Here is a 22093-nt window from a genome sequence, read left to right on the forward strand (position 1 = left end):
CCCTCTGTTTTTTATTAATTTCCATGTCAGAATATCTAACATGAACTTGACAGAATATCTAACATCATTTAAAATCAACTTATTCTTTGCAAAGGAGGCTCCCATATGAGTGATGAGATTCGACGTTCTATGCCACTCTTTCCGATAGGAATTGTTATGCAATTAACTGAATTATCTGCCCGACAAATCCGTTATTATGAGGAAAATGGGCTGATTTCTCCTGCAAGAACTGAAACAAATCGAAGACTCTATTCGTTTAATGACGTTGATCGATTACTTGAAATCAAAAGCTTGATCGAACAAAAAGTTAATCTCGCAGGAATTAAACAAATTTTCGCAGTTCAAAAACAACAACCAATCGTTGAAGAAAAACCTGTTGAGCCTGTGAAACATGAAATATCTAATTCTGAGTTGAGAAGATTGCTGAGAAATGAATTGCTTCAAGCAGGAAGATTTAAAAAGCAATCAGGTCCTCATCATAATGATATGTCGAGATTTTTTCATTAAGGATGAATATGTAACTAACTATACTTACAACAAGGTTTGGGGAGGAAAACTTAATGTCCAAATATACGAAAGATGATATTTTTCGTTTAGCAAATGAAGAGAATGTAAAATTTATACGTTTACAATTCACAGACATTCTTGGAACAATTAAAAATGTTGAAATTCCTGTAAGTCAATTAGAAAAAGCATTAAGTAATAAAATGATGTTTGATGGCTCTTCAATTGAAGGCTTTGTACGTATCGAAGAATCAGATATGTACCTATTCCCTGATTTAGATACCTGGGTCGTATTCCCATGGACTGCTGAAAAAGGGAAGGTTGCTCGTTTAATTTGTGATATCCATAATGCAGATGGTACGCCATTTGAGGGTGACCCGCGCAATAACTTAAAGAGAGTCTTAAGAGAAATGGAAGAGCTAGGATTTACAAATTTCAACCTCGGACCTGAACCTGAATTTTTCTTATTCAAATTAGATCAAAAAGGTGAACCTACGCTTGAGCTAAATGATAATGGAGGATACTTCGATTTAGCCCCAACCGACCTCGGTGAAAACTGCCGTCGTGATATCGTCCTGGAGCTTGAGGAAATGGGCTTTGAAATTGAAGCGTCTCACCATGAGGTAGCACCTGGTCAGCATGAGATTGATTTTAAATATGAAGATGCTCTTACAGCTTGTGATGAAATTCAAACATTTAAACTCGTTGTTAAAACCATTGCCCGCAAGCACGGATTACACGCAACGTTTATGCCAAAGCCATTGTTTGGTGTAGCTGGTTCAGGAATGCACTGTAACCTTTCATTATTTAAAGGTAATGAAAATGCATTTTTTGAACCGAATGCCGACCTTCAATTAAGTGATAACGCAAGACACTTTATTGCCGGTATTTTAAAACATGCACCTAATTTTACAGCTGTTACAAATCCAACAGTAAACTCATATAAACGCTTAGTACCTGGTTATGAAGCACCTTGTTATGTGGCTTGGTCAGCTCAAAATAGAAGTCCGCTTGTTCGTATCCCAGCTTCTCGTGGGCTAAGCACGCGTGTTGAAGTCCGTTCCGTCGACCCATCTGCAAATCCTTATATGGCAATGGCTGTATTATTAGCAGCTGGCTTAGATGGTATTAAGAACAAACTTACACCACCGGCACCTGTTGACAGAAATATTTATGTCATGAACGCAGAGGAGCGTAATGAAGCAGGAATTGTGGATTTACCACCAACTTTAGCACTGGCATTAGAAAAGTTAAAACAGGATGAAGTGTTAATTAATGCTCTAGGCGGACATCTGTTCGAACACTTTATCGAAGCGAAAGAGATTGAATGGGATATGTTCCGTACACAAGTGCACCCTTGGGAACGTGAGCAATATATGACGATGTATTAATAGAGATGAACCCTTGACACTATTGATGTTGAGGGTTTTTGTTGCTCGGAAATACAAAAAAGCCAGGTTAGTTAGTTAACCTGGTTAATTACACTTCGAATTAGTTTTATTCATTTAAATCATGTAAACCAGGACTATGTTCGTTAGGCATCTCCGGCATTTCTGGTATAGGATATCCCTGTGGTGGTGGTACAACTTGAAGAGTACCATCATTACGGCTTGGAGACTCCCCTTGAAATATCTGACCAATTAAAGTGTCATCCAATCTAAAATTAAATTGTGCATTATGAAATCCCATTTCAACATATTTACGGCACTCTGGATATTTATTAATATCATAGTTTGGCACCGGGAAAATTTTTGCCCAATCTACACCAAGAGTCTCTAATGCTTTTGCAAACGCATTTTGATGGGCATTATCTCTTACAATTAAGAAAGCTAGTGTTTCTCTAAAGGTTTTATTTGAACTCATCTCATATATCCGTGATTTTTGAAGAACACCTGTAGATTCTAAGACAAGATTATCTAATAAATCGCTTATTAAGTTGCCATGGCTGTATACATAGTTTCCATTCCAAGGATTACCCGCAGCGTCTACTGGCAATGAAGATTGTGCTCCCATAATAAAGTGATGCGGATTTGCATGTTTGATTGCTTCTTCAAGCGGTGCACCAGTCGCACCTTCGGAACCCACTGCATTTTCCCCTGCGCCATTTAGGAGTTGATTGATAGTAGTTTGAACTAGCTCGACATGACTAATTTCTTCTAGAAACACACCTCTTATTAAATCACGGTACTGTTTTTGGTTTCCGCGGAAGTTTGAACTTTGGAAAAAGAACTGCATCATCGTCCGCATTTCACCAAATCTTCCCCCCAAGGTTTCTTGTAAAACTTTGGCTGCAGATGGATCAGGCTTATCGGGGACAATAATATTAATCAAGTCTTCACGATAAAAGTACATGTATGGATTTACCCTCCTTTTTTGAATTCCTCCGTATATTACCCTTCCATCACTAGATTATTCTAAAATAGCAACTTTGAAAATTAAAGGTATAGTCCTATGGTAAAAGTTCATTAGGAGTTGCAATTCGTGGCTTGTATTATACATAAAGTAGGTAAATAACTTACTTGAACCTACGAGAATCTTCTACATAAAAAGGACCACTTCAAAAAGAAATGGTCCTTTAACTTATTAATGAATCGCACGATATACACCGATGACTTTACCTAGAATAGATACATTCTTTAAAATAATCGGTTCAAGCATTGAGTTTTCTGGCTGGAGGCGAATATGATCTTTTTCTTTAAAGAAACGCTTTACAGTTGCTTCATCTTCTTCTGTCATTGCCACAACAATATCCCCGTTGTTTGCTGCATGCTGTTGTCTAACAATGACATAGTCCCCATCAAGGATTCCAGCTTCAATCATACTATCACCCATAATTTCAAGCATAAAGATTTGGTCATCGTGGGCAGCAAAACGATCAGGTAATGGAAAATACTCCTCAATATTTTCAACTGCAGTGATTGGTTGACCTGCTGTAACCTTACCGATAACCGGAACATTGATAACATTAGCTGTTGGGATTGTATCATTTGTATCTACTTGTAAAATTTCAATTGCACGAGGCTTTGTCGGGTCTCTTCTGATTAATCCTTTGCTTTCAAGTCTAGATAAATGCCCATGGACTGTAGAGCTGGAAGCTAGCCCCACAGCCTCTCCAATTTCTCTTACTGAAGGTGGGTAGCCCTTATCTTTTACTTCCTGTTTAATGTAATTCAATATGTCCTGCTGTCGTTTTGAAAGCTTTGTTGTCATCTACGCTCATCCCCTTGCTTTTTTATTTTTTTATATGTATCTAATTCTCATTCTTCATTATGTTCGGTTATTTGGCTTTTGTGTTCGACAAATACCGAATTTGTTAAGTAGAGTATAGCATGTTTTAGTAGATTATACAAACATAAGTTCGAATTGTTGTTGACACAAAACATTTGTTCGATATATAATAAAAACAACAAATACGAACAAACATTCTGTATAGGAGTGGAAATGACATGTTTAAAAAATTACAAGGCGGATTCATCTATTATGTATTATTTGTTTTATTAAGTATGGGAATGGTTTTTATCACTGCAAGTTAAATGAAGGAAAGTGGAATACTTGTAAAAAATCTTTTCATCTAGTACTATGAACTATGATTTAGAAAAGATGATACAAGGAGAAATATTATGCTTTCAAAAGATAAACTTAATCGGATCAATGCTCTTGCAAAAAAAGCAAAGTCAGTTGGTCTTTCAGATAAAGAAAAAGAAGAACAACAAGAGCTAAGACAAGAGTATTTACGTGTTTTTAGAAGTTCAATGACAAATACATTACATTCCGTAACAGTGGTAGATCCAGAGGGAAATGATGTAACCCCTGAAAAATTAAAAGAGAGTAAACGGAAAAGATTGCATTAATAAAGAATACATAGACTTCTATGTATTCTTTTCTTTTTGTGCATACTACATAAGAACCGACTATCTTTTGAAAGGATGTTTTGTTTATGACACATTCAATTACTGACTTGTCGATAGCATCGATCCGAACACTTTCGATTGATGCAGTTGAAAAGGCTAATTCAGGACACCCAGGGATGCCAATGGGGGCAGCCCCAATGACGTATACTTTGTGGACCCGACATATGAGGCACAATCCGAAAAATCCGAATTGGTTTAACCGCGATCGCTTCGTTCTATCAGCGGGGCATGGATCGGCATTATTGTACAGTATGCTTCACTTATCTGGATATGACTTAACGATTGATGACTTAAAGCAATTTCGGCAATGGGGAAGCAAGACTCCTGGACATCCCGAATATGGTCATACTGCAGGTGTCGATGCAACAACAGGTCCACTCGGACAAGGTATCGCAATGGCCGTCGGAATGGCAATGGCCGAACGCCATTTAGCGGGTGTCTACAATAAAGACTCATTAGAGATTGTAAACCATTATACATACGCCATTTGTGGAGACGGTGACTTGATGGAGGGTGTTTCGGGTGAAGCATCATCACTAGCGGGGCACTTAAGATTAGGGCGTTTAATCGTTTTATATGATTCAAATGATATATCTCTCGATGGTGACCTTGACCAAGCGTTCTCGGAATCCATTGAACAAAGATACAAAGCTTATGGCTGGCAGTATCTACGTGTAGAGGATGGGAATGATGTTGATGCGATTGATAAAGCAATTGAGGAAGCAAAAGGAGATTTAAACCGTCCTACACTTATTGAGGTTCGCACAACTATTGGTTATGGTTCTCCGAATCGTGCAGGAAAATCAAAAGCACATGGTGAACCACTTGGCGCGGATGAATTAAAACTTACAAAAGAAGCGTATAATTGGACTTTTGAAAATGATTTTCATGTTCCAAGCGAGGTTTATGCTCATTTTGAGGAAACCGTGAAAAAGGCCGGTGAACAAAGTGAACAAGAATGGAACCAGCTGTTTAATCAATATAAAGAAGGCAATCCAGAGCTAGGAAAACAACTAGAAATGGCGATTGATTGCAGGCTCCCTGAAGGTTGGGAAAAAACGTTGCCAGTCTATGAGGTAGGTAAGAAGCTTGCAACACGAGCATCATCTGGTGAAACATTAAATGCAATTGCAAAGAGTGTGCCACAATTCTTTGGTGGTTCTGCTGATTTGGCAGGATCAAATAAAACGATGATTAATGGTTCTGCTGATTTTATGCCTAATGATTATAGTGGACGAAATATTTGGTTTGGGGTTCGTGAATTTGCTATGGGTGCAGCCTTAAACGGTATGGCTCTCCATGGCGGTCTTAAAGTATTCGGTGGAACATTCTTTGTATTCTCCGATTATTTACGACCAGCGATTAGGCTTGCTGCATTAATGAAAATACCAGTCACATATGTATTTACACATGACAGTATTGCAGTTGGTGAAGATGGTCCAACACATGAACCAGTTGAGCAATTACCAGCATTAAGAGCAATGCCAAACTTATCTGTGATAAGGCCAGCGGATGGCAATGAAACCGCGGCTGCATGGAGAACAGCTATTGAATCAAAAGATGTTCCGACTGCCCTTATTTTAACAAGACAGAACCTACCCACTCTAGAAGGAACAGCAGAAAAAGCGTATGAAGGAGTACAAAAAGGCGCATATGTGGTTTCACCTGCAAAATCTAGACAACCGGCAGCTCTAATTTTAGCAACAGGTTCTGAAGTAAGTCTTGCCGTAGAAGCACAAAAACAACTCGCTACCGAAAATATTGAGGTATCTGTAGTAAGTATGCCATCATGGGACCGTTTCGAGGCACAATCAACCGAATATAAAGAGTCTGTGATTCCTAAACATGTGAAGAAGCGTTTAGCGATTGAAATGGCTACTCCACTTGGATGGGAGAGATATACTGGAGATGAAGGAGATATCCTCGGTATTCACGAATTTGGGGCTTCTGCACCAGGTGAAATTGTAATGAAAGAATACGGGTTCTCAGTCGAAAATGTTGTGAATCGAGTAAAGCAATTGCTTCAATAATCAATAAAGGGGTCGGATTCGGCCCCCTTTTCCATTAAAATATCGATTTCGACAAAACTAGACGATTCTTACTCCGGTTTCAGACAAAAATTACATACTCTTTCGAATATACTATTAAATAATGCATATTTGATAGTGTTAGGAGGAAAGAGGATGAGAGAGTATTACATATATTTAATAGAAGAAGAATTTGCCACTCATTACTTTGGGCGTGAATCACTAATCTATCATTTGTTCTTAGAATATAACCAATCTAAGCAAGAGCGTAAACAAATTTTATATAAACAAATCGAATTTATTACGAGGTCCATTCCAACTTTACGCATCCAACAAAAAATAGAATCAAGCCTTGCTCATTATTCCTATTACCAACGTGAGAGTCATATCCACATTTTAGAATGGAATGAATTTAATAGCTACGCAAAACTAACCATACATAATGATTACATCCATCTACAATCGACTGGAAGCTTTGAGGCGGAAACGGCCTTTTTTGAAATCCTACGTAAATATGATCGGTGTTTTCTAGCGATGGATTTTTCGGCCAATAAATATGGGTGGTTAAATCCAATTAAGGAAAGAAAGTTTGTATAAAGGCTAGGAAAACATAAAACAAATATTGTATAATAGCTATTGGTTTAGTACACTGTAATGAGACAACATGAAGGAGGAAGTTTTTGTATGATGCAAATATGGTTAGCTATCTTACTAATCGTGGTAGCTTTACTTGGCGGCGCTGCATTAGGATTTTTTATTGCACGTAAATACATGATGAATTACTTAAAGAAAAATCCACCAATCAATGAGCAAATGCTAAAAGTGATGATGATGCAAATGGGTATGAAACCATCTCAGAAGAAAATCAATCAAATGCTAAAAGCTATGAACGGTCAAATGGACAAGTAATAGAAAGTTGGACGAGCTAAGTTGCATCCAACTACTACGTTGAGGAAGATGATATATTAAAAAGTATAGTTTAGTGTATCTTACCTCAAAACATAAGTGTAACTTACGTTTTACAATCAAAAACCACTTTATTCTGATGAAAAATTAACCAGAATGGAGTGGTTTTTTGTGTTGTTAGAAGATGTGTTAGAGGAATATTTGTATCACTGTATTAGTAAAAATTTTTCTGAAACGACTATCAAGAACAAAAAGCAAGAATACAAAAGATTAAAAGAATATTTAATAAAGAAAAGAGGAATTATTAGATGTATCTAATATGTAAAGGAGATTAGTGATGGAGTTTGACTTGACTATAAATTCTAAAAGACGATATGAAAACTTTATAAGAAGAGTGTCAGATAGTAAGACGGTTTGGGGATTAAAAAGTGAAGATGGGTGGTGTGTGTGAATCGAACGAATATGAAAATACAGAGGTTATGCTTTTTTGGTCAGATGAAGCATATGCACGACAATGTGCAGTTGAAGAATGGTCGCACTATGAGCCGACATCTTTATCTTTAGAAGAATTTATGAATAATTGGCTATACGGAATGAATCAAGATGGCTTGTTAGTTGGGGTTAACTGGAATGCGAAGTTAATTGGATTAGAAGTAGAACCTTATGAATTATTTAAAGAATTGGAGGAAACATCGGGAAAATAGTATAGTCTTCTTCAACTAAAGGGTGCTTTATTTCAAAATTGCATTCTTCTTCCCGAAATCCTTTAAGGAGGGAAGGTAAATTCGTGAATAAGATTAAACTTTTCTTATAAACATAAGTAATATACAAATTAGAAGAAGGTGTATTATGGTGAAGAATTGTTATCGGTCAATCACCGTCATTTCTTTAAGTTTGGCCTTATTACTTATGACATCGTGTAGTCAGTTACAAAGAAAAGATGAACACAATAATGAGAAAACTCCTCGTGAAGTTTTAGGTTTCTACACAGAACAGGAAGGACCGTTACCGGGGTCTCAGCCTACAGTTGACTCGGAATTCGCCCGTTTAAGCATCATTGCACCTTTTTGGTATAAGCTTGATGAAAAACGTCCAGGCAATCTTATAGAAACCGTTACATCAGATCATAAAAGAAATGTCACTCAAAGTGCACATGATAAAAACCTGAAGGTATATATGGTTGTACATAATCTCTTCTATGAAACTGTGGAGAGAGGCAAGCAGGTAGCGAGTGATGTACTTAATAACGATAAAAACCGGAATGTTTTCATTCAGAACCTACGCAATGAAATAACACAGTTTAATTATGACGGTATTAATATCGACATGGAAAATTTGAATTTGACTGACCGAGATTCCTTTAGTCTGCTGATTGAAAAATTGTCTGATGCTCTGCATCGTGATGGAAAAGAAGTTACGGTTTCAGTCCCGGCAAACACAGGTGATGCCCGTGCTAATCCCTGGTCACCGTGGTTTGATTACGAAAAACTTGGACAATATTCTGATGGGTTAATGATTATGACATACGATGAACATAACCCAAGAACACCACCAGGAGCAACAGCATCAGTTGATTGGACAGAAGCAACGATTCGTTATGCTTTGAACCAGGGAGTATCACCATCAAAAATTTTACTCGGTATCGCAGGTTATGGATGGGACTGGGATACAACAGCAAACAAAGCCGTGTATAGCTCCTATGAACAGATAATGGATCAGAAAAATAAATATAAAGCTGAAGTAATATGGGACTCCAATTCGCAAACACCTCATTTCAGTTACGTTGATCAAGAACAACGTAGCCATCAGGTCTGGTTTGAGAATAGCCATAGTCTGCGGTTTAAGCTAGACCTTGTAGAGAAATATAACTTACGGGGAATCGGGATTTGGCGACTTGGCTTAGAAGACCCAATGTACTGGACAACCATACCCGAGAAAATTAAAGTAAAAAAGTGATGAAATTGCCATCCCTATCCTAAATATGGGTTTGAATCAAGGAATGTTTCAGATGGAATTGAGAAGTTTCAATTCGACCTAACGAGGGCAAGAATCGAAGATCTAGCTGCCAAAAATTCTTGGTGGCTTTTTCTTATTTAGCTAACGGGGCAGTTTAGTTTAATAAACTATATACAACATTTTGGTATTTTGTGGTAAACTTTTCATAAATCTAATAAGAGAGGAAGTTCAGATGAATTATAGTAGTCGTTGGATTGTTGCTCTTATCCTTATGGTGTTTACTATTTTATTGTTTAAAAACGGCATAGATTTATGGTCTCTTGGAACAAATGTTGATGGGGCAGGTACTGGAATATATTTTTTAGGTCTTGAAATAAATGACAGGGTTCGAGAAGAAAATATACCTTTGTATTCAATTGGTTTTTTTATATCAAGCATAGTAGCTTTAATAATTTCAATTGCATTAGTATGTATTAAATTTAGAAAAAGAGAAGGTTAAAAGCTTGTACCAAATTTCGATGGTGTGTTAATCCAAAAAGGATTAATGTACCTTTTTGTTGAAGTTACTCAACTAACGAGGCAGTTTAGTAGAGGTAGGGTTCCGTTTTTATGTAAATATTATATGCAAAGTGGTTTTTGGGAGGTGGAATTGATGAAACGTGCATTAGGGATATTTCTTATTGTTCAAGCTTTACTAACTTACCAAATTATGAATATGCTTTATGACCGTTATAAGATTAGGGAAGAAATGATAGATTGGAACACTGGGGTTACTACAGTATCATATAACATACCTTGGATATATTCATTAAGTTATATCATTCCAATTATCATGTTTATTTTTGGAATATACTTTATTCTGGCAAAGAATTGGAGCATATCTTCAACTAGCGGGTAGATTTACTTCAAGATGGAGTGCAGCCTATTCCTTCTTATTCAAGTAACGGGCAGGTTAGTGGAAGAAGGAACTGTTATGCTTTGGGCTATTTTGGTATCCTTAAATTAGTGCTTCTGAATGAAATGAGTGATAAAAGTGAATGAGTTTAAAATTGCTGGTAACCAGGGGTTTATACAAATTGAATTAAACGAAGTGTATGGTTATCCTAATGAAACAAGTTATTTGGGCGGTTATGATGTTAAAGGCAAAATCGACATAAAGAGTGGAAATTATTTTGTTAAAGATGCTGAAATATGGTTTTCCACTGGTCAGGTATATCAGTTCTTCATTCAGTTGCAGAAATGTTATAGCGAATTAAAAGGTAGTGTTACCTTTTCAGAATCGGATGATAATCTGAAAATCGAACTTAATTTTAATAGGTTTGGTCAGATAAACATTCAAGGATATTTTCAGGAAGTGGCACACCAAGAGAATATTCTACATTATGAGTTTGAAAGTGAACAAAGTTATTTAGCCTCAACATTACGCCAGTTGAATAGTATTGTTGACCATTATGGCGACTTAAAAGGTAAAAAATAAGTTATTCCTTATTGTGCTAACGGGGTGCAAGATTTGAATATCAGAGCTGTCGTATGGGCAGCTTTTTCTTGTTGTACTAACGGAGCAGGATAGTTTAATAAGAACTTGAAACTTTACAATAATCCATAACGTCCATTTAAGTAAAGGAGGCAAGTTTAATGGCAAAAATAAAATTGGTTTCTGTACTCTTGTTATTTTCTTTTTTCTTAATAGGGTGCCAAAACAATACCCTAAGCCTAAGTGATGATGTTAAAAGTATCGAGGTGTATGAATGGGGCAGTGATGAACTGGTCACCACTATTGATGAAAAAGAATTTATTGAAGAACTTGTAAAAGAGTTAGTTAATGCCAGAACATCCTCAACAGCATCTATGGACTTTGAGTCACCTGACTATGAAGTGCATTTTAATAATGATGGAGAAACGCTATTTAAAATGGGCTATTATAAAAAAGTTATGAATTTAGATGTAGAAGGTCTATATTGGGATTTTAGTGAAGATATAATGTACAACGTGGAACTTCAGTTACCATTTGAATAACCTTGCGTTCTTTCACAAACGGGTGCTTTCCTTAAAGAAGGAGAAGCATCCTTTTTTGTAGAAGTTATTGTGCTAACGGGGCAGGTTACTTGAAGAAGGGGTTTAAAACAAGAATATAGAAATACAAGTAGGAGATTATTTTTTTAGGGGGTAAGTAAAATGAAAAATAAAAATAATTTTAAAATGATAAACTGGGTAATTTTCACAATCATTGTATTGGTGGGTGTTGTTACTACAGTGATTACGTTATATGACTTAAATAGTACAACACACACTACTTTAGGTGATGAAGGACAGTCTCGTGCGGAATTCCGTTGGGGCTTTTTACACACAATCATTTCAGTTGCTATACTTTTAATTTCTTCTTTTTTAGCTTTAGGTTGGAAACGATTATTTCCTTTTAACGTACCTATTGCAATAATAATAGCCGGTTTTTGTTATGAACTATTTTTCCTTACATTCACGATTGGATGGGTCGGTTTTCTAGGGATGTTTGGTTTTTTTATTGCATTCCTAATTGGGGTAATCTTAATAGTATCTTACTCAGTTCTCAATGTTCTTGAAAGTCGCAAGACCAATAAAATTTAACTGGCTAGATCTTCAACTACCATGAAAATAAACTTCTCTAATTACAAAAAGAGACAACATCAAAGAAGACCCTCCTAATTCGTAAAAAAAAGAGAGCTGCTACTCATTAATCTATAGATTGATAAACTGTGTTAAGAACCATTATAGACATCTTAGGATATTTTCAATCTCTGTGGTGAAGAGCTGATTTTTGCGATTCATGGATGGCTAACGGGTGCGATGATCCAAGAAGGATTTTCGCATATTTTTGTTGAAGTTATTTTACTAAAGGTACAGTTTTGTTTAATAAGAAATATTTATAATTGCTTTTCATACGGTGGGGGGGTATAGTTTACTTAAAGGAGGTTAATAAATGCGCAATAAATATAATGTAGGTATACTACTATTTGATTATGTTGATGTTTTAGATTTCACTGGACCTTATGAAGTTTTTAACTTAACTACTTATAATGATAACGATGTAAAAAAACTCTTCTCTAACAATTTAGAAGATAAACCTTTTATGGTAAGTACAGTTTCTAAAGATGGAAAGCAAATAACTGCACATAACGGGTTAAAAGTAAAGCCTGATTACAGTTTTTCTGATGCACCAACATTTGACATCATCATTGTTCCTGGAGGTCCGTTAAAGGCATTAAAATTAGTAGAGAGTAATAAAGAAATAATAACTTGGATTGAAAACTATAAAGACAAGATAGTAGCATCTGTGTGTACTGGAGCATTTTTCTTAGGCCAAGCTGGAATTCTTAACGGAAAAAAAGCGACTACAAATCGGGTAGCCTTAAATTTGTTAGAAAGAAGTTTCCCAGAAGTAGAAGTTATTAGAGGAGTAAAGTATGTAGATGAAGGAAATATTATCACTTCAGCGGGTATATCCGCAGGAATTCAGATGGCATTGCATGTAGTTAGCAAATTATTTGACGAAGAGACAGCTAAACGAACTGCTCATACAATTGAATTAGATTAAGTTGGAAATATGAGGAATTTAATAAGAAAAAGAAATCATTTTCTTAATGAACAAACAGGTGCGATGATCCAAGAAGNNCTAACGGGGCAGTTTAGTTTAATAATTATAATTTTATTTTTACAATTTTTTCTTGCGTTTTATAATAAAAGTATTCTTTCAAATGGGGTGAGTGGAATGTCTTTCCGTATTGTTCGAAGTAATTAGTTTTCGGGTTGAAAAAAACACGTACCAGCTATAAAGGGAGGAGTCTGCCCTTTTTTCGGAAACTAGAACTTGGAACAGTGTAGGTTAGTCATTCTAATTATGTAGCCAAGTCACTGTGATGTTTCTTTGCATTTTTACATTTGAAAGGTAGGTTCATATAAATGAATGAATTAGAATTTTATGATAAGGTCGGAAAAATAAATGGCTGGGATTTTAGTAAATTACAAGTCACAACCGAAGGTGTTAAGTGGGATTTTTACGAAGAAGTAACGAAGAGGTGCAAAAGTTCAGATATTCTCTTGGACGTTGGCACTGGCGGAGGAGAAAATGTATTAAGAATCGCTTCTTCATTGCTTTTCCTGGTTGGAATTGATTTATCAAGCGGAATGATGGAAACGGCTCAATCCAATCTTAAAAATTCAGAGGTGTTAAACGTTCGGTTTTCCCAAATGTCTTCTGATAATTTACAATTCCCTGCTGGTTTTTTTGATGTCATCTCAAGTTGCCACGCACCGTTTGTTTCAACCGAAATAGCCAAGGTATTAAAAAGCGGCGGAATTTTTTTAACGCAGCAAGTGAGCGAAGATGACAAATTAAATTTGAAGACAGCTTTTGGACGGGGACAAAATTCTGGAAAAGTCGATGGGGCGTTAAAAGAAAGATATATAAAAGAACTGAAAGAAGCGGGTTTTACTGAAGTTCAATCTTTTGAATATGATGCTATTGATTACTATCAAAGACCAGAGGATCTAATATTCTTACTCAAACATACACCAATCATTCCTGATTTTGGTCACGGAGAGAACGACTTTGGTATTCTGAGTGATTTCATCGAAAACAATCGAAACGAAAAGGGAATTCGAACAAATTCCAAAAGGTTCCTGATAATAGCTAACAAATAAATTACAACAGACAAGTTGCTTTTGGAAAAGTTGAATAGAAAGGTTCGTCTTTTGACGACCTTTTTTTGTGCGAGTAAACAGAACTTCAGAATGTTTACTCCGTACACTAGATTGTGAAAGAATGTACTTAAAGTAACGGGTGCCATCCTTAAAGAAGGAGAAGTACCTTTTTTTGTAGAAGTAATTGTACTAACGAATGCAGGTTAGTTTAAAAGCGAGTAACGTTTAATAATATTTCACGTCAAATCGTAAAGGGGGATTTTTAATGGGAAGAATATTCTTGTTTTTAGGGATATTAATTTGTTCCTTACTTTGGCTAGTTAGTCGGCCTTCTGGGCGAACCGGAAGACTTTAAAGTAATAATTGAAAGTAAATTATAGGGGGGATGAGATGAATAAGTTAGGATTTTTTTCTTTTCTAATGGTTATTGCCAGTATTATTTCATTTTTAATTTTAAGAGGACCTAATACGAATTTGTTGATGGCTATTATCATTCTAGGGACACTTTCGCTATTGGGTATTGTATTTGAGGTGCTATCAATGAAGTGGTTGTCAGGAATAGTGGGTGGTTTTTTAAATGGAGGAGTCTTGGTTTTTGTATTTTTCCTAGTGTTAGCAAGAGGAATTGCTGGCTAGGTTTTCCATCTATATATTCCACTTAATGGTGCTTTCCTTAAAGGAGGGGAAGTGCCTTTTTTGTAGAAGTAATTGTACTAACGGAGCAGGCTAGTGCAACAAGAATCAAAAAAATAACACTTGATAATTTAAAATAAAAATCACATAATAAGACAAAAAATATGTATGAAAGAGGACTTTAATATGAACAACCTAACAAAAATGAAAATATCTAAGCCTGTAAATGAAGTGTTTGAAGCCTTTGTTGACCCTGCAAAAATTGGGAACTTCTGGTTCTCCACCAGTTCTGAAAGATGGGAGCAAGGAAAGATAATTACATTGAGATATTATGAATATAATGCTGAAGTTCTTATAGAAGTAAAAGAAATTGAGCTAAATAGTGAAATTGTGTTTCAATGGGGTGCAAATGGAGAGGGGCATATTGTTACCATTACTCTGAATGAGTTAGATGAATGTAGTACCATTGTTGAAATCAATGAGGAAGGGTTTAACGAAAATGACGCTGATTTCATAAGTCAAATTTTAGATAATAAAGAAGGATGGGTCTTTATGTTGACTAGTTTGAAGGCATATTTAGAATTTGACGTTAATGCATTGAGAACCGGGCTTGTTAAATGAAAACTAGGAGCCAATTGGCTCTTTTTTTTGTGAAATTCTTGATGAACAAACAGGGTATCTCCTATAAGATGGGATTGCGGCGGCAATCCTTTTGTTATTTAACTATATTGCAGGTTTGTTTTAGTAAACAAAAGATTTAAAATAAAAAGAGAGTGAACGACAAAGGAGCTTGGAATAAACATGAAAAATGAGAACAAAATAATTTCTATCTACCAAGACTTATTGGAGGCTTGGAACAAACAAAGCGCTCATGGAATGGCGGATCTATTCGCTGAAGATGGAGAACAAATTGGTTTCGATGGCAGTCAGTCAATTGGAAGGGCTGAGATATTCGCTCACTTAGAGCCTATCTTTAAACACCACCGTACTGCACGATTTGTAAGTAAAGTTAAAAGTGTTAAATTTCTGTCTGATAAAATTGCTATTTTGCGAGCTATTGTAGGTATGGTACCTCCAGGACAATTTGACATCAATCCGAGTGTAAATACACTCCACACGCTCGTAGTTCAAGAAGATGAAGGTAATTGGAAAATCAAGTTGTACCAGAACACTCCAGCTCAGTTTCATGGAAGACCAGAGTTAGTTGAACAAATGACAGAAGAACTAAGGCAATTGCTTTAATTGCAAAATGTTATGTATAAACGGGATCATTTTACTCAGCTTTAAGCTAATGCCAAAAGTAAGTCTGTGAAGAAATATACTTAAAGTAACGGGTGCATTACTTTAAGAGAGATAATGCACCCGTTATTCAGCTAATAGGACAGGTTAGCTGTACAAGTTATAAATTTAATGGTTTATAGTTATAGAGCATTTCTTTGAATGAGGAATGCTTTTTTTTGCTTAAAACAAAAAACTGCAATAAAAATGTTATTCAAATTAATAAAAATTTATTGAAAAACAATAAAATATATATTAAAATCAAAATCAGAATAAATAAGTGAGGTGCTTTTTATAGAAAGAGTAACAACGTTATTTATAAAAATAGCTGTTATTCTTTTAGGAGTCCCAGTTCTTGCTCTGTGGGTAGCAAAAAAGAAAATGAGCGTAACAAAACTTTCGGAGAAGGTTCGAATAACAATGGCGAACCTTTCTATATTGAAAATGGAAAGGCAAAAGCGATTCGATTATCCACTTTAGAGGCAATTTGTAAGGCTTTAGAATGTCATCCTGGAGATATTTTAGAATACAAAAAAAGACAGTTAAACATTTTGGAGGAAACTTAATATAACAATTATTAGGGGAGGTATAATTATGGACATTAACAATTTGATTATTGAAAATATTGCTAACCCTCATGAGCTGGAGAGAATGTATAGAAAAGACCCGAAAGGTTTTAAAAAGTCATTCTCACATGCATGGGAACAAAATCCTGATTCTCAGGTTCTTGGTGTTTGGCATGAAAGATTGCATTTCAAGGAGACGGCAAATACAGAAAAATCTTCCTTGCTTCAAAAAGGTTTCTTATTCATTGGCATTTTAGCCATTCTGTCCGGGATAAGCACCAGGATCATTTTCCATTTTGTCGAACAGGAAGCAATTGCTCCAATTAACCTGGCTTTTGGTATAATTCCCTTTATTGCTGCCTATTTTGTTTACAATAATACTCCGAAAAAAAGTGTTATTTATTCCCTTGCAGCGTTGTTCCTAATTTCCGGGTTTTATCTTAATATGCTGCCATTAAATTATAAAGACAGTATTATCCTTGCTTATTTACACCTTCCCATATTCTTATGGGTATTGGTAGGGCTTGCATTTACAGGAAATGAATATTCAAAAGGCAGTACAAGATTAGCCTATATTAAATTTAATTTGGAATATTGTATTCTCTACGCCAGTATGGCAGTTAGCGGAATGGTACTAGCAGCATTAACTATGCAGTTATTTAGCTTTGTTGGCTTGGATATAGAAGACTTCTATTTTAGTAATGTCGTTATATTTGGTGCAGCCGCTCTCGCTATTGTGGCTGCATACCTGGTATCAATGAATCTTAAACTTGCTAAGAATATTACACCATATATAACTAAAATTTTTAGTCCTCTTGTCTTGGTCACATTGTTGGTCTATCTTATAACGGTTATATGGGTCGGGAAAAATCCATTCTTGGACCGCAATTTCCTGATAGCCTTCAACGGAATACTCCTTGGTGTATTGGCCGTTACCATATTTTCCATTATCGAGAGCGATTCAGACGAGAAAAAGAACATATCAGATTATATAAATCTTGCCTTAATTGTTCTTGCGCTTATCATTGACAGTTCGGCTTTGTCTGCCATCGTGTTCAGACTTTCTACTTATGGGATTACGCCTAATAGACTTGCTGTTTTAGGAGTAAACATACTTATCTGGGCAAATTTAATTTGGATTATGCTCTCCTATTTGCGTTTTCTACAAAACAAATCCGGACCTTCAACTATCCAAGATGCCGTCACTAAGTATTTGCCGGTCTATGGACTTTGGGCAGCCTTCGTTACATTTACTTTTCCTATAATTTTTAATTAGAAAGGCTCTGTTAATGTAACGAAAAGCTAATCTTCTATAACATATAAAATCTTTAGAGCCAATATTATGGAGCTTTTTATACAGAGTTGAATAGTTTTGGCTTATTTCATTACTAAAGTTAAAAAGAGGATATTCAAACTAGAAGACATAATATATTGTTGAAACTGGATTCTTTAAAATATGTCCAGTTTCATGTGCCCCAACGAAAAAGGACTTCATGAAAATCACTACTGCCTTTCGATGCCACCGACAATCCGCAGGAGCCGGCTGCTTGGTCGGCCATGACTCAATCAGCAGGCTATGTGATCGGTGCAACTGGCCCCCTTATTCTTGGCTGGATTCACGATGCGACGAATAGCTTCTCATCAGCAATAGTCGGGCTAATTGTAATTAATGTAATGATGATAGTTGTGCTGACTGTCGCCACTACCATAAAAAGAAAACAACAATCGGAATAAATCAATCGCAATTATAAAATATCATAATTTTAGTAGACTTAAAACTTAAAAAAGGAGCATAAAAAAATACCTAAAGGTAAACTTGTTTTTAGATTTTGTGAAATATTTACTTAAGCTAAAGGGTGCGATAGTCCAAGAAGGATTCTCGCATATTTTTGTTGAAGTTAATGAGACAATAATATATGAAAGGATTGATTATTATTCAATTTAGATATTCTGGATTTTTTGTTTCTTTGATTGGTTTGTTATTCTTAACTGCTTGTGGAACATCAATTTATGAGGAGTTGGGTGTTGATGGAGAAAACGTGCCCTCTTTTAAAGTGGTTGATAGAATTGAAAATAAAAGGTTCGTTCAATTGAACTTTGTAACGGAAGGTTCAGGGGAAGAAGATGCTAAGCAATCTATAGCTGATTCATTTGAAAGTCTTAAAGAAGAGTATAATGGAGTAGCTATAGAGATGACTGATAAGGATGGAGAAGATTGGTATGGCGTGTTTATCAAAAATAAAAATTTTATTGATGACTTGGAACACCGTGCTGACTCAGAAGATTTAACAGAAGGTGAAAAAAAACTAAAGAGTTTAAATGATAGTTATGAAAATCCACAATACCCTATTATAGAATTTTCTATAGAGTCTATTTTAGATTAATAGCATTTGATGTGAATAAATAATAAATTTTCTGTTCAACTAAAGGGTGCTTTAATAAAAAATATCAAAAGGTGATCTAATTATGAGTATACAAGTCAAACTAAAAGATATTATTGAGGAAATGGAAATACAGTTTGAAGAATCACGTTCCTTACTAAATATTAAAACGGGTGAAATAGTGATAGTGACCTCGGATGACCTGAGAGCTGCTGAGGACGAACAACCATTTGATCATTTACCCGAATGGGAACGTGAAAATAGAATGCTGGCAATTGATGTGGTGGAAAACTTTGAAAATTATATAGATTTACCTACTAAATATGATGTGAATGAATATGAGATAATAGAAAACTTTTGCCTAACAGTGAGTGATCAACGAAAGCAGGATTCTTTATTTAAGGCAATTAAGGGAAAGGGTGCCTTTAGAAGATTTAAGGACAAAATTATAGATTATGGATTAGAATACCAATGGTATTCATACCGAGACGAGTGTTATAAACAAATTGCGATTGAATGGTGCCGGGAAAATAAAATAGACTTTATTGAATAGAGTAACAGGAGGTGATTACTAAAATAAATGGTAATCACCTTTTATTATTGAACTAAAGGTCAGGTTAGTAGAAGTAGGAATTAGCTTATTATCTATATCACAGAAGGACAATAATGCAAAAAAATGATCGATCAAGAATAAGAGATTATTAACCATAAATGCAATCTTTTTCCAATAATGGTGAAATATACGTTACTATTATTTAAAGTATAACTTTTAATGGGAAAGGAGTTTTAAAGGTGAAAAAAGAGAGTGATCATTTATATTTCATCGATAATATAAAAATAGCTTTAATTATGCTTGTAGTAGCTCACCATGCTGGACAAGCCTATGGACCAGGTGGTTGGTGGTATTTTTTGGATGATGAATCTATCAACTGGTTGGGCAGGTTTTTCTCTGTAAATGCAGCATTTTTTATGAGTATGTTTTTCTTTTTATCAGCCTATTTTCTCCCTCAATCAATTGCGAGAAAAGGGCCGAAACGGTTTTTAAAAGAACGGCTTATTAGAATTGGTATTCCATTGCTACTGGGATTTCTAGTGATAATTCCTATTCTGATGTATTTATATTACATTAATTTCAGAGATTATGAACCCATCTCATTTTTTTCATACTATGTTAATATATTTTTTGGACTTGGTAATGAACCCACGAATTGGTCTGGTCCATCATGGCCTGATATGCAATTTGGCCATTTATGGTTTTTAGAGCATTTACTTGTGTATGCGGTTGTGTTTTCAGTCTGGACCTTCTTTACATTTAGGAAATCCACAAATATATTTGATGGAAACATTAAGTTTTATCAGATTCTCTCCCTGTGGTTGGTAGTTAGTTTAGTGACTTTTATTACAAGGATATGGTTTCCTATTGATCATTGGACAGCTTTTTTAGGATTAATTCAAACAGAATTTGCACATGTACCACAGTATGTGAGTTTTTTTTGTTTAGGCATTATGGCCTATCATCGCAAATGGTTTTTAACTTTGAGTGCGAGAGCAGGATACATCTGGCTTAGTATTGGAGTATTAATAGTAACCATTTTGTATTCTGGAGGAAATACGGTAGATCCTTTTCTTTTAAAAGGGGGGCAAAACTTCGGTTCGTTGGCTCGATCATTAATTGAGACGTTACTGTGTATTTCGCTTGTAATCGGTCTTCTAATATTATTTAGAGAAAAAATTAACGGCACTAATCGTTGGTCTAAGATGTTATCAAACAATGTATTTGTTGTTTATTTCATCCATGTCCCAGTAGTTGTCTTCCTTCAATATACATTGAATGACCTACCAATATCAGTCTGGACTAAATTTCTTATAACGACATTTTTAGGAATTATTCTAAGTTTTTTGCTAAGTCATTTTGTATGGCGAAAGATACCATACCTCAAAAAAATGATGTGAAAGATATAATATTTAAATAAATGAAATGTGAAAAGGGGAAAAGCCAGCATTAATGCATGCTTTTGTCTTAGCTGAATAATGATGTATCATAAAATAATATGGTTCTTGTTCAACTAAAGGGTGCATTAGCACAATAAGAAACAAAATAATTAGCCTAAATATGCAGGGTTTTATTCAATGCTTGCGTATTTTAGGCTTTCTTATATTCGTTAAAGATATTGCCTTTAACGGCATTTTCTAAGTGCTAAATACATATTAGTAGCTCCGGCTGTAAAGGAAAAGTGAAATTTTTAAATTGTACCACTTTTTAAACGTACTTGAAATTTCCTTTCCATAAAATTACCAAAATATGCTAGTATTAATTTACAGTAGTATGAACTTTAAGTGTTGAATAAAGCGGTGAGCGATATGACAGAAGAATCACAAGTAAATAGTGAACACCTTATTACTTCTCAACCATTGTATGAAAAAGAACTAGAAAATTTAATTTTTAAATACGATCCTGAATTACGCTTTTTAGCTTATAAGTATGTGAGGGATTGGATATTAGTTGATGACATAATGCAAGAAGTGTATTTAAAAGCTTTCTTATATATTAATACGTTTGAAAAGAGATCAACTATAAGGTCCTGGCTTTATAAGATTACTGGTAATCAGTGTATTGATTATCTTCGAAGTCAAAAAATCAAAAATGTTATTCCAACCGAAAATCTTAATGAAATAAATCTATTAAGCTCTGAGTCGGCAGAATTTGAGGCTTTACAGAACTTTGAAAAGGATATTCTTTTGCAAGCTGTTCATTTATTACCTACGCACTATAGGAAACCAATTATTCTTTATCATTATAAACATCACACTTATAAGGAAATTTGCAAAATATTGAATGAAGATATTGGTACTATTAAAAATAGAATTTTTAGGGGCAGACGTTTGTTAAAAGAGAACCTAGAAAAAAAGCAGTATTGAATTTGTTTTATATTGGGGGGCTTTGATGTTATTAAGGAAATTTATAGGATTTGTTTTAACCACTCTTTTAACTGGATTATTTCTTAACCTTTTTTTTGCAATGATGGATGGCTTTGATAATTATAATTTATATGCTGCTCTTGGTGTTCTGCTTGTTGCTGCGGCTCCATTTATACTTCTTATTGGCTCACCAGTATCTGTCTTATCTGATTATCTAACTAAGAATTTAAACGGCAAACAAAGATATAAAAAAGCATTTTTAATTCATATTATTTTTGGTCTAATTATTGGTTTAGTTCTATCTTTCTTTTTTGAACATTTACTTCTTATTGTAA

The 22093-nt window shown here is 35.0% G+C and carries 27 protein-coding genes and 1 pseudogene; 26 read left to right on the top strand and 2 right to left on the bottom strand.

All coding sequences use genetic code 11. The annotated features are described in order from the left end of the window. The first annotated feature begins 105 nt into the window (after positions 1–105). On the top strand, positions 106–507 hold the full coding sequence (locus tag V7138_RS19285; RefSeq protein ID WP_335400530.1) for a MerR family transcriptional regulator: 402 nt from the start codon (positions 106–108) through the stop codon (positions 505–507). A gap of 53 nt (positions 508–560) precedes the next feature. Next, positions 561–1895 (top strand): type I glutamate--ammonia ligase, encoded by a 1335-nt coding sequence (gene glnA, locus V7138_RS19290; RefSeq protein ID WP_335400533.1) that lies wholly within the window; start codon positions 561–563, stop codon positions 1893–1895. Between the two features lie 106 nt (positions 1896–2001). Here the strand turns inward: glnA and V7138_RS19295 are convergent, their stop codons facing one another. Next, positions 2002–2856 (bottom strand): manganese catalase family protein, encoded by an 855-nt coding sequence (locus V7138_RS19295; protein WP_335400536.1) that lies wholly within the window; start codon positions 2854–2856, stop codon positions 2002–2004. A 231-nt stretch (positions 2857–3087) separates the two neighbouring features. After that, positions 3088–3714, bottom strand: a complete 627-nt coding sequence (lexA, locus tag V7138_RS19300) for a transcriptional repressor LexA (RefSeq protein WP_335400539.1) — start codon at positions 3712–3714, stop codon at positions 3088–3090. A gap of 410 nt (positions 3715–4124) precedes the next feature. Here lexA and V7138_RS19305 point away from each other — a divergent pair, with 410 nt between their 5' ends. The 24 genes and pseudogenes from V7138_RS19305 to V7138_RS19420 all read left to right on the top strand — a co-directional run. Beyond that, complete coding sequence (locus V7138_RS19305; RefSeq protein ID WP_335400541.1) at positions 4125–4355, top strand: DUF896 domain-containing protein; 231 nt, start codon at positions 4125–4127, stop codon at positions 4353–4355. A gap of 86 nt (positions 4356–4441) precedes the next feature. Then, on the top strand, positions 4442–6445 hold the full coding sequence (gene tkt / locus V7138_RS19310) for a transketolase (protein WP_335400544.1): 2004 nt from the start codon (positions 4442–4444) through the stop codon (positions 6443–6445). A 153-nt stretch (positions 6446–6598) separates the two neighbouring features. Continuing rightward, positions 6599–7039, top strand: a complete 441-nt coding sequence (gene sirA, locus V7138_RS19315; RefSeq protein ID WP_335400547.1) for a sporulation inhibitor of replication protein SirA — start codon at positions 6599–6601, stop codon at positions 7037–7039. A 90-nt stretch (positions 7040–7129) separates the two neighbouring features. After that, the gene (locus V7138_RS19320; RefSeq protein ID WP_335400622.1) at positions 7130–7351 is read left to right on the top strand and encodes a YneF family protein; all 222 of its coding nucleotides are present in this window, start codon (positions 7130–7132) and stop codon (positions 7349–7351) included. A 431-nt stretch (positions 7352–7782) separates the two neighbouring features. Then, positions 7783–8052, top strand: a complete 270-nt coding sequence (locus V7138_RS19325) for a DUF2750 domain-containing protein (RefSeq protein ID WP_335400623.1) — start codon at positions 7783–7785, stop codon at positions 8050–8052. Between the two features lie 145 nt (positions 8053–8197). Then, entirely contained in the window at positions 8198–9304 is a 1107-nt protein-coding gene (locus tag V7138_RS19330) for a glycosyl hydrolase family 18 protein (RefSeq protein ID WP_335400549.1), read from the top strand. 232 nt (positions 9305–9536) lie between these two features. Continuing rightward, a complete protein-coding gene (locus V7138_RS19335; RefSeq protein WP_335400552.1) occupies positions 9537–9803 on the top strand; it encodes a hypothetical protein in 267 nt (88 codons plus the stop codon). A gap of 153 nt (positions 9804–9956) precedes the next feature. After that, positions 9957–10202: a hypothetical protein gene (locus tag V7138_RS19340; RefSeq protein ID WP_335400554.1), complete on the top strand. Its 246-nt coding sequence runs from the start codon at positions 9957–9959 to the stop codon at positions 10200–10202. Between the two features lie 135 nt (positions 10203–10337). Continuing rightward, positions 10338–10781 carry a WapI family immunity protein gene (locus V7138_RS19345; RefSeq protein WP_335400556.1) on the top strand — a complete coding sequence of 148 codons (444 nt, stop codon included), beginning with the start codon at positions 10338–10340 and terminating at the stop codon, positions 10779–10781. 158 nt (positions 10782–10939) lie between these two features. Next, entirely contained in the window at positions 10940–11320 is a 381-nt protein-coding gene (locus V7138_RS19350; RefSeq protein ID WP_335400558.1) for a hypothetical protein, read from the top strand. 159 nt (positions 11321–11479) lie between these two features. Then, positions 11480–11908 carry an RND transporter gene (locus V7138_RS19355; protein WP_335400560.1) on the top strand — a complete coding sequence of 143 codons (429 nt, stop codon included), beginning with the start codon at positions 11480–11482 and terminating at the stop codon, positions 11906–11908. 352 nt (positions 11909–12260) lie between these two features. Continuing rightward, a complete protein-coding gene (locus tag V7138_RS19360) occupies positions 12261–12875 on the top strand; it encodes a DJ-1/PfpI family protein (protein ID WP_335400562.1) in 615 nt (204 codons plus the stop codon). Positions 12876–13240: 365 nt separating this feature from the next. After that, entirely contained in the window at positions 13241–13981 is a 741-nt protein-coding gene (locus V7138_RS19365) for a class I SAM-dependent methyltransferase (RefSeq protein ID WP_335400564.1), read from the top strand. Positions 13982–14371: 390 nt separating this feature from the next. Then, the gene (locus V7138_RS19370) at positions 14372–14617 is read left to right on the top strand and encodes a hypothetical protein (protein WP_335400566.1); all 246 of its coding nucleotides are present in this window, start codon (positions 14372–14374) and stop codon (positions 14615–14617) included. Positions 14618–14800: 183 nt separating this feature from the next. Then, entirely contained in the window at positions 14801–15235 is a 435-nt protein-coding gene (locus V7138_RS19375) for an SRPBCC family protein (RefSeq protein WP_335400568.1), read from the top strand. A 180-nt stretch (positions 15236–15415) separates the two neighbouring features. Further along, positions 15416–15856 carry an SgcJ/EcaC family oxidoreductase gene (locus tag V7138_RS19380; RefSeq protein WP_335400570.1) on the top strand — a complete coding sequence of 147 codons (441 nt, stop codon included), beginning with the start codon at positions 15416–15418 and terminating at the stop codon, positions 15854–15856. A 417-nt stretch (positions 15857–16273) separates the two neighbouring features. Next, positions 16274–16458 (top strand): annotated as a pseudogene (locus V7138_RS19385) (helix-turn-helix domain-containing protein). A 28-nt stretch (positions 16459–16486) separates the two neighbouring features. Beyond that, the gene (locus tag V7138_RS19390; RefSeq protein WP_335400571.1) at positions 16487–17734 is read left to right on the top strand and encodes a DUF4153 domain-containing protein; all 1248 of its coding nucleotides are present in this window, start codon (positions 16487–16489) and stop codon (positions 17732–17734) included. Positions 17735–18015: 281 nt separating this feature from the next. Next, positions 18016–18192: a hypothetical protein gene (locus tag V7138_RS19395; RefSeq protein WP_335400574.1), complete on the top strand. Its 177-nt coding sequence runs from the start codon at positions 18016–18018 to the stop codon at positions 18190–18192. Between the two features lie 182 nt (positions 18193–18374). Beyond that, positions 18375–18842 carry a hypothetical protein gene (locus V7138_RS19400; RefSeq protein WP_335400576.1) on the top strand — a complete coding sequence of 156 codons (468 nt, stop codon included), beginning with the start codon at positions 18375–18377 and terminating at the stop codon, positions 18840–18842. 82 nt (positions 18843–18924) lie between these two features. Continuing rightward, positions 18925–19392, top strand: a complete 468-nt coding sequence (locus V7138_RS19405; protein ID WP_335400578.1) for a UPF0158 family protein — start codon at positions 18925–18927, stop codon at positions 19390–19392. A 239-nt stretch (positions 19393–19631) separates the two neighbouring features. Continuing rightward, complete coding sequence (locus V7138_RS19410) at positions 19632–20792, top strand: acyltransferase family protein (RefSeq protein ID WP_335400580.1); 1161 nt, start codon at positions 19632–19634, stop codon at positions 20790–20792. A 408-nt stretch (positions 20793–21200) separates the two neighbouring features. Continuing rightward, positions 21201–21758 carry an RNA polymerase sigma factor gene (locus V7138_RS19415; protein ID WP_335400581.1) on the top strand — a complete coding sequence of 186 codons (558 nt, stop codon included), beginning with the start codon at positions 21201–21203 and terminating at the stop codon, positions 21756–21758. 25 nt (positions 21759–21783) lie between these two features. Continuing rightward, on the top strand, positions 21784–22093 hold a 310-nt coding region (locus V7138_RS19420), incomplete at its 3' end, for a hypothetical protein (protein ID WP_335400583.1).

The sequence above is a fragment of the Bacillus sp. JJ1533 genome (assembly GCF_036965045.1).
Taxonomy (GTDB): domain Bacteria; phylum Bacillota; class Bacilli; order Bacillales; family Bacillaceae_L; genus Ferdinandcohnia.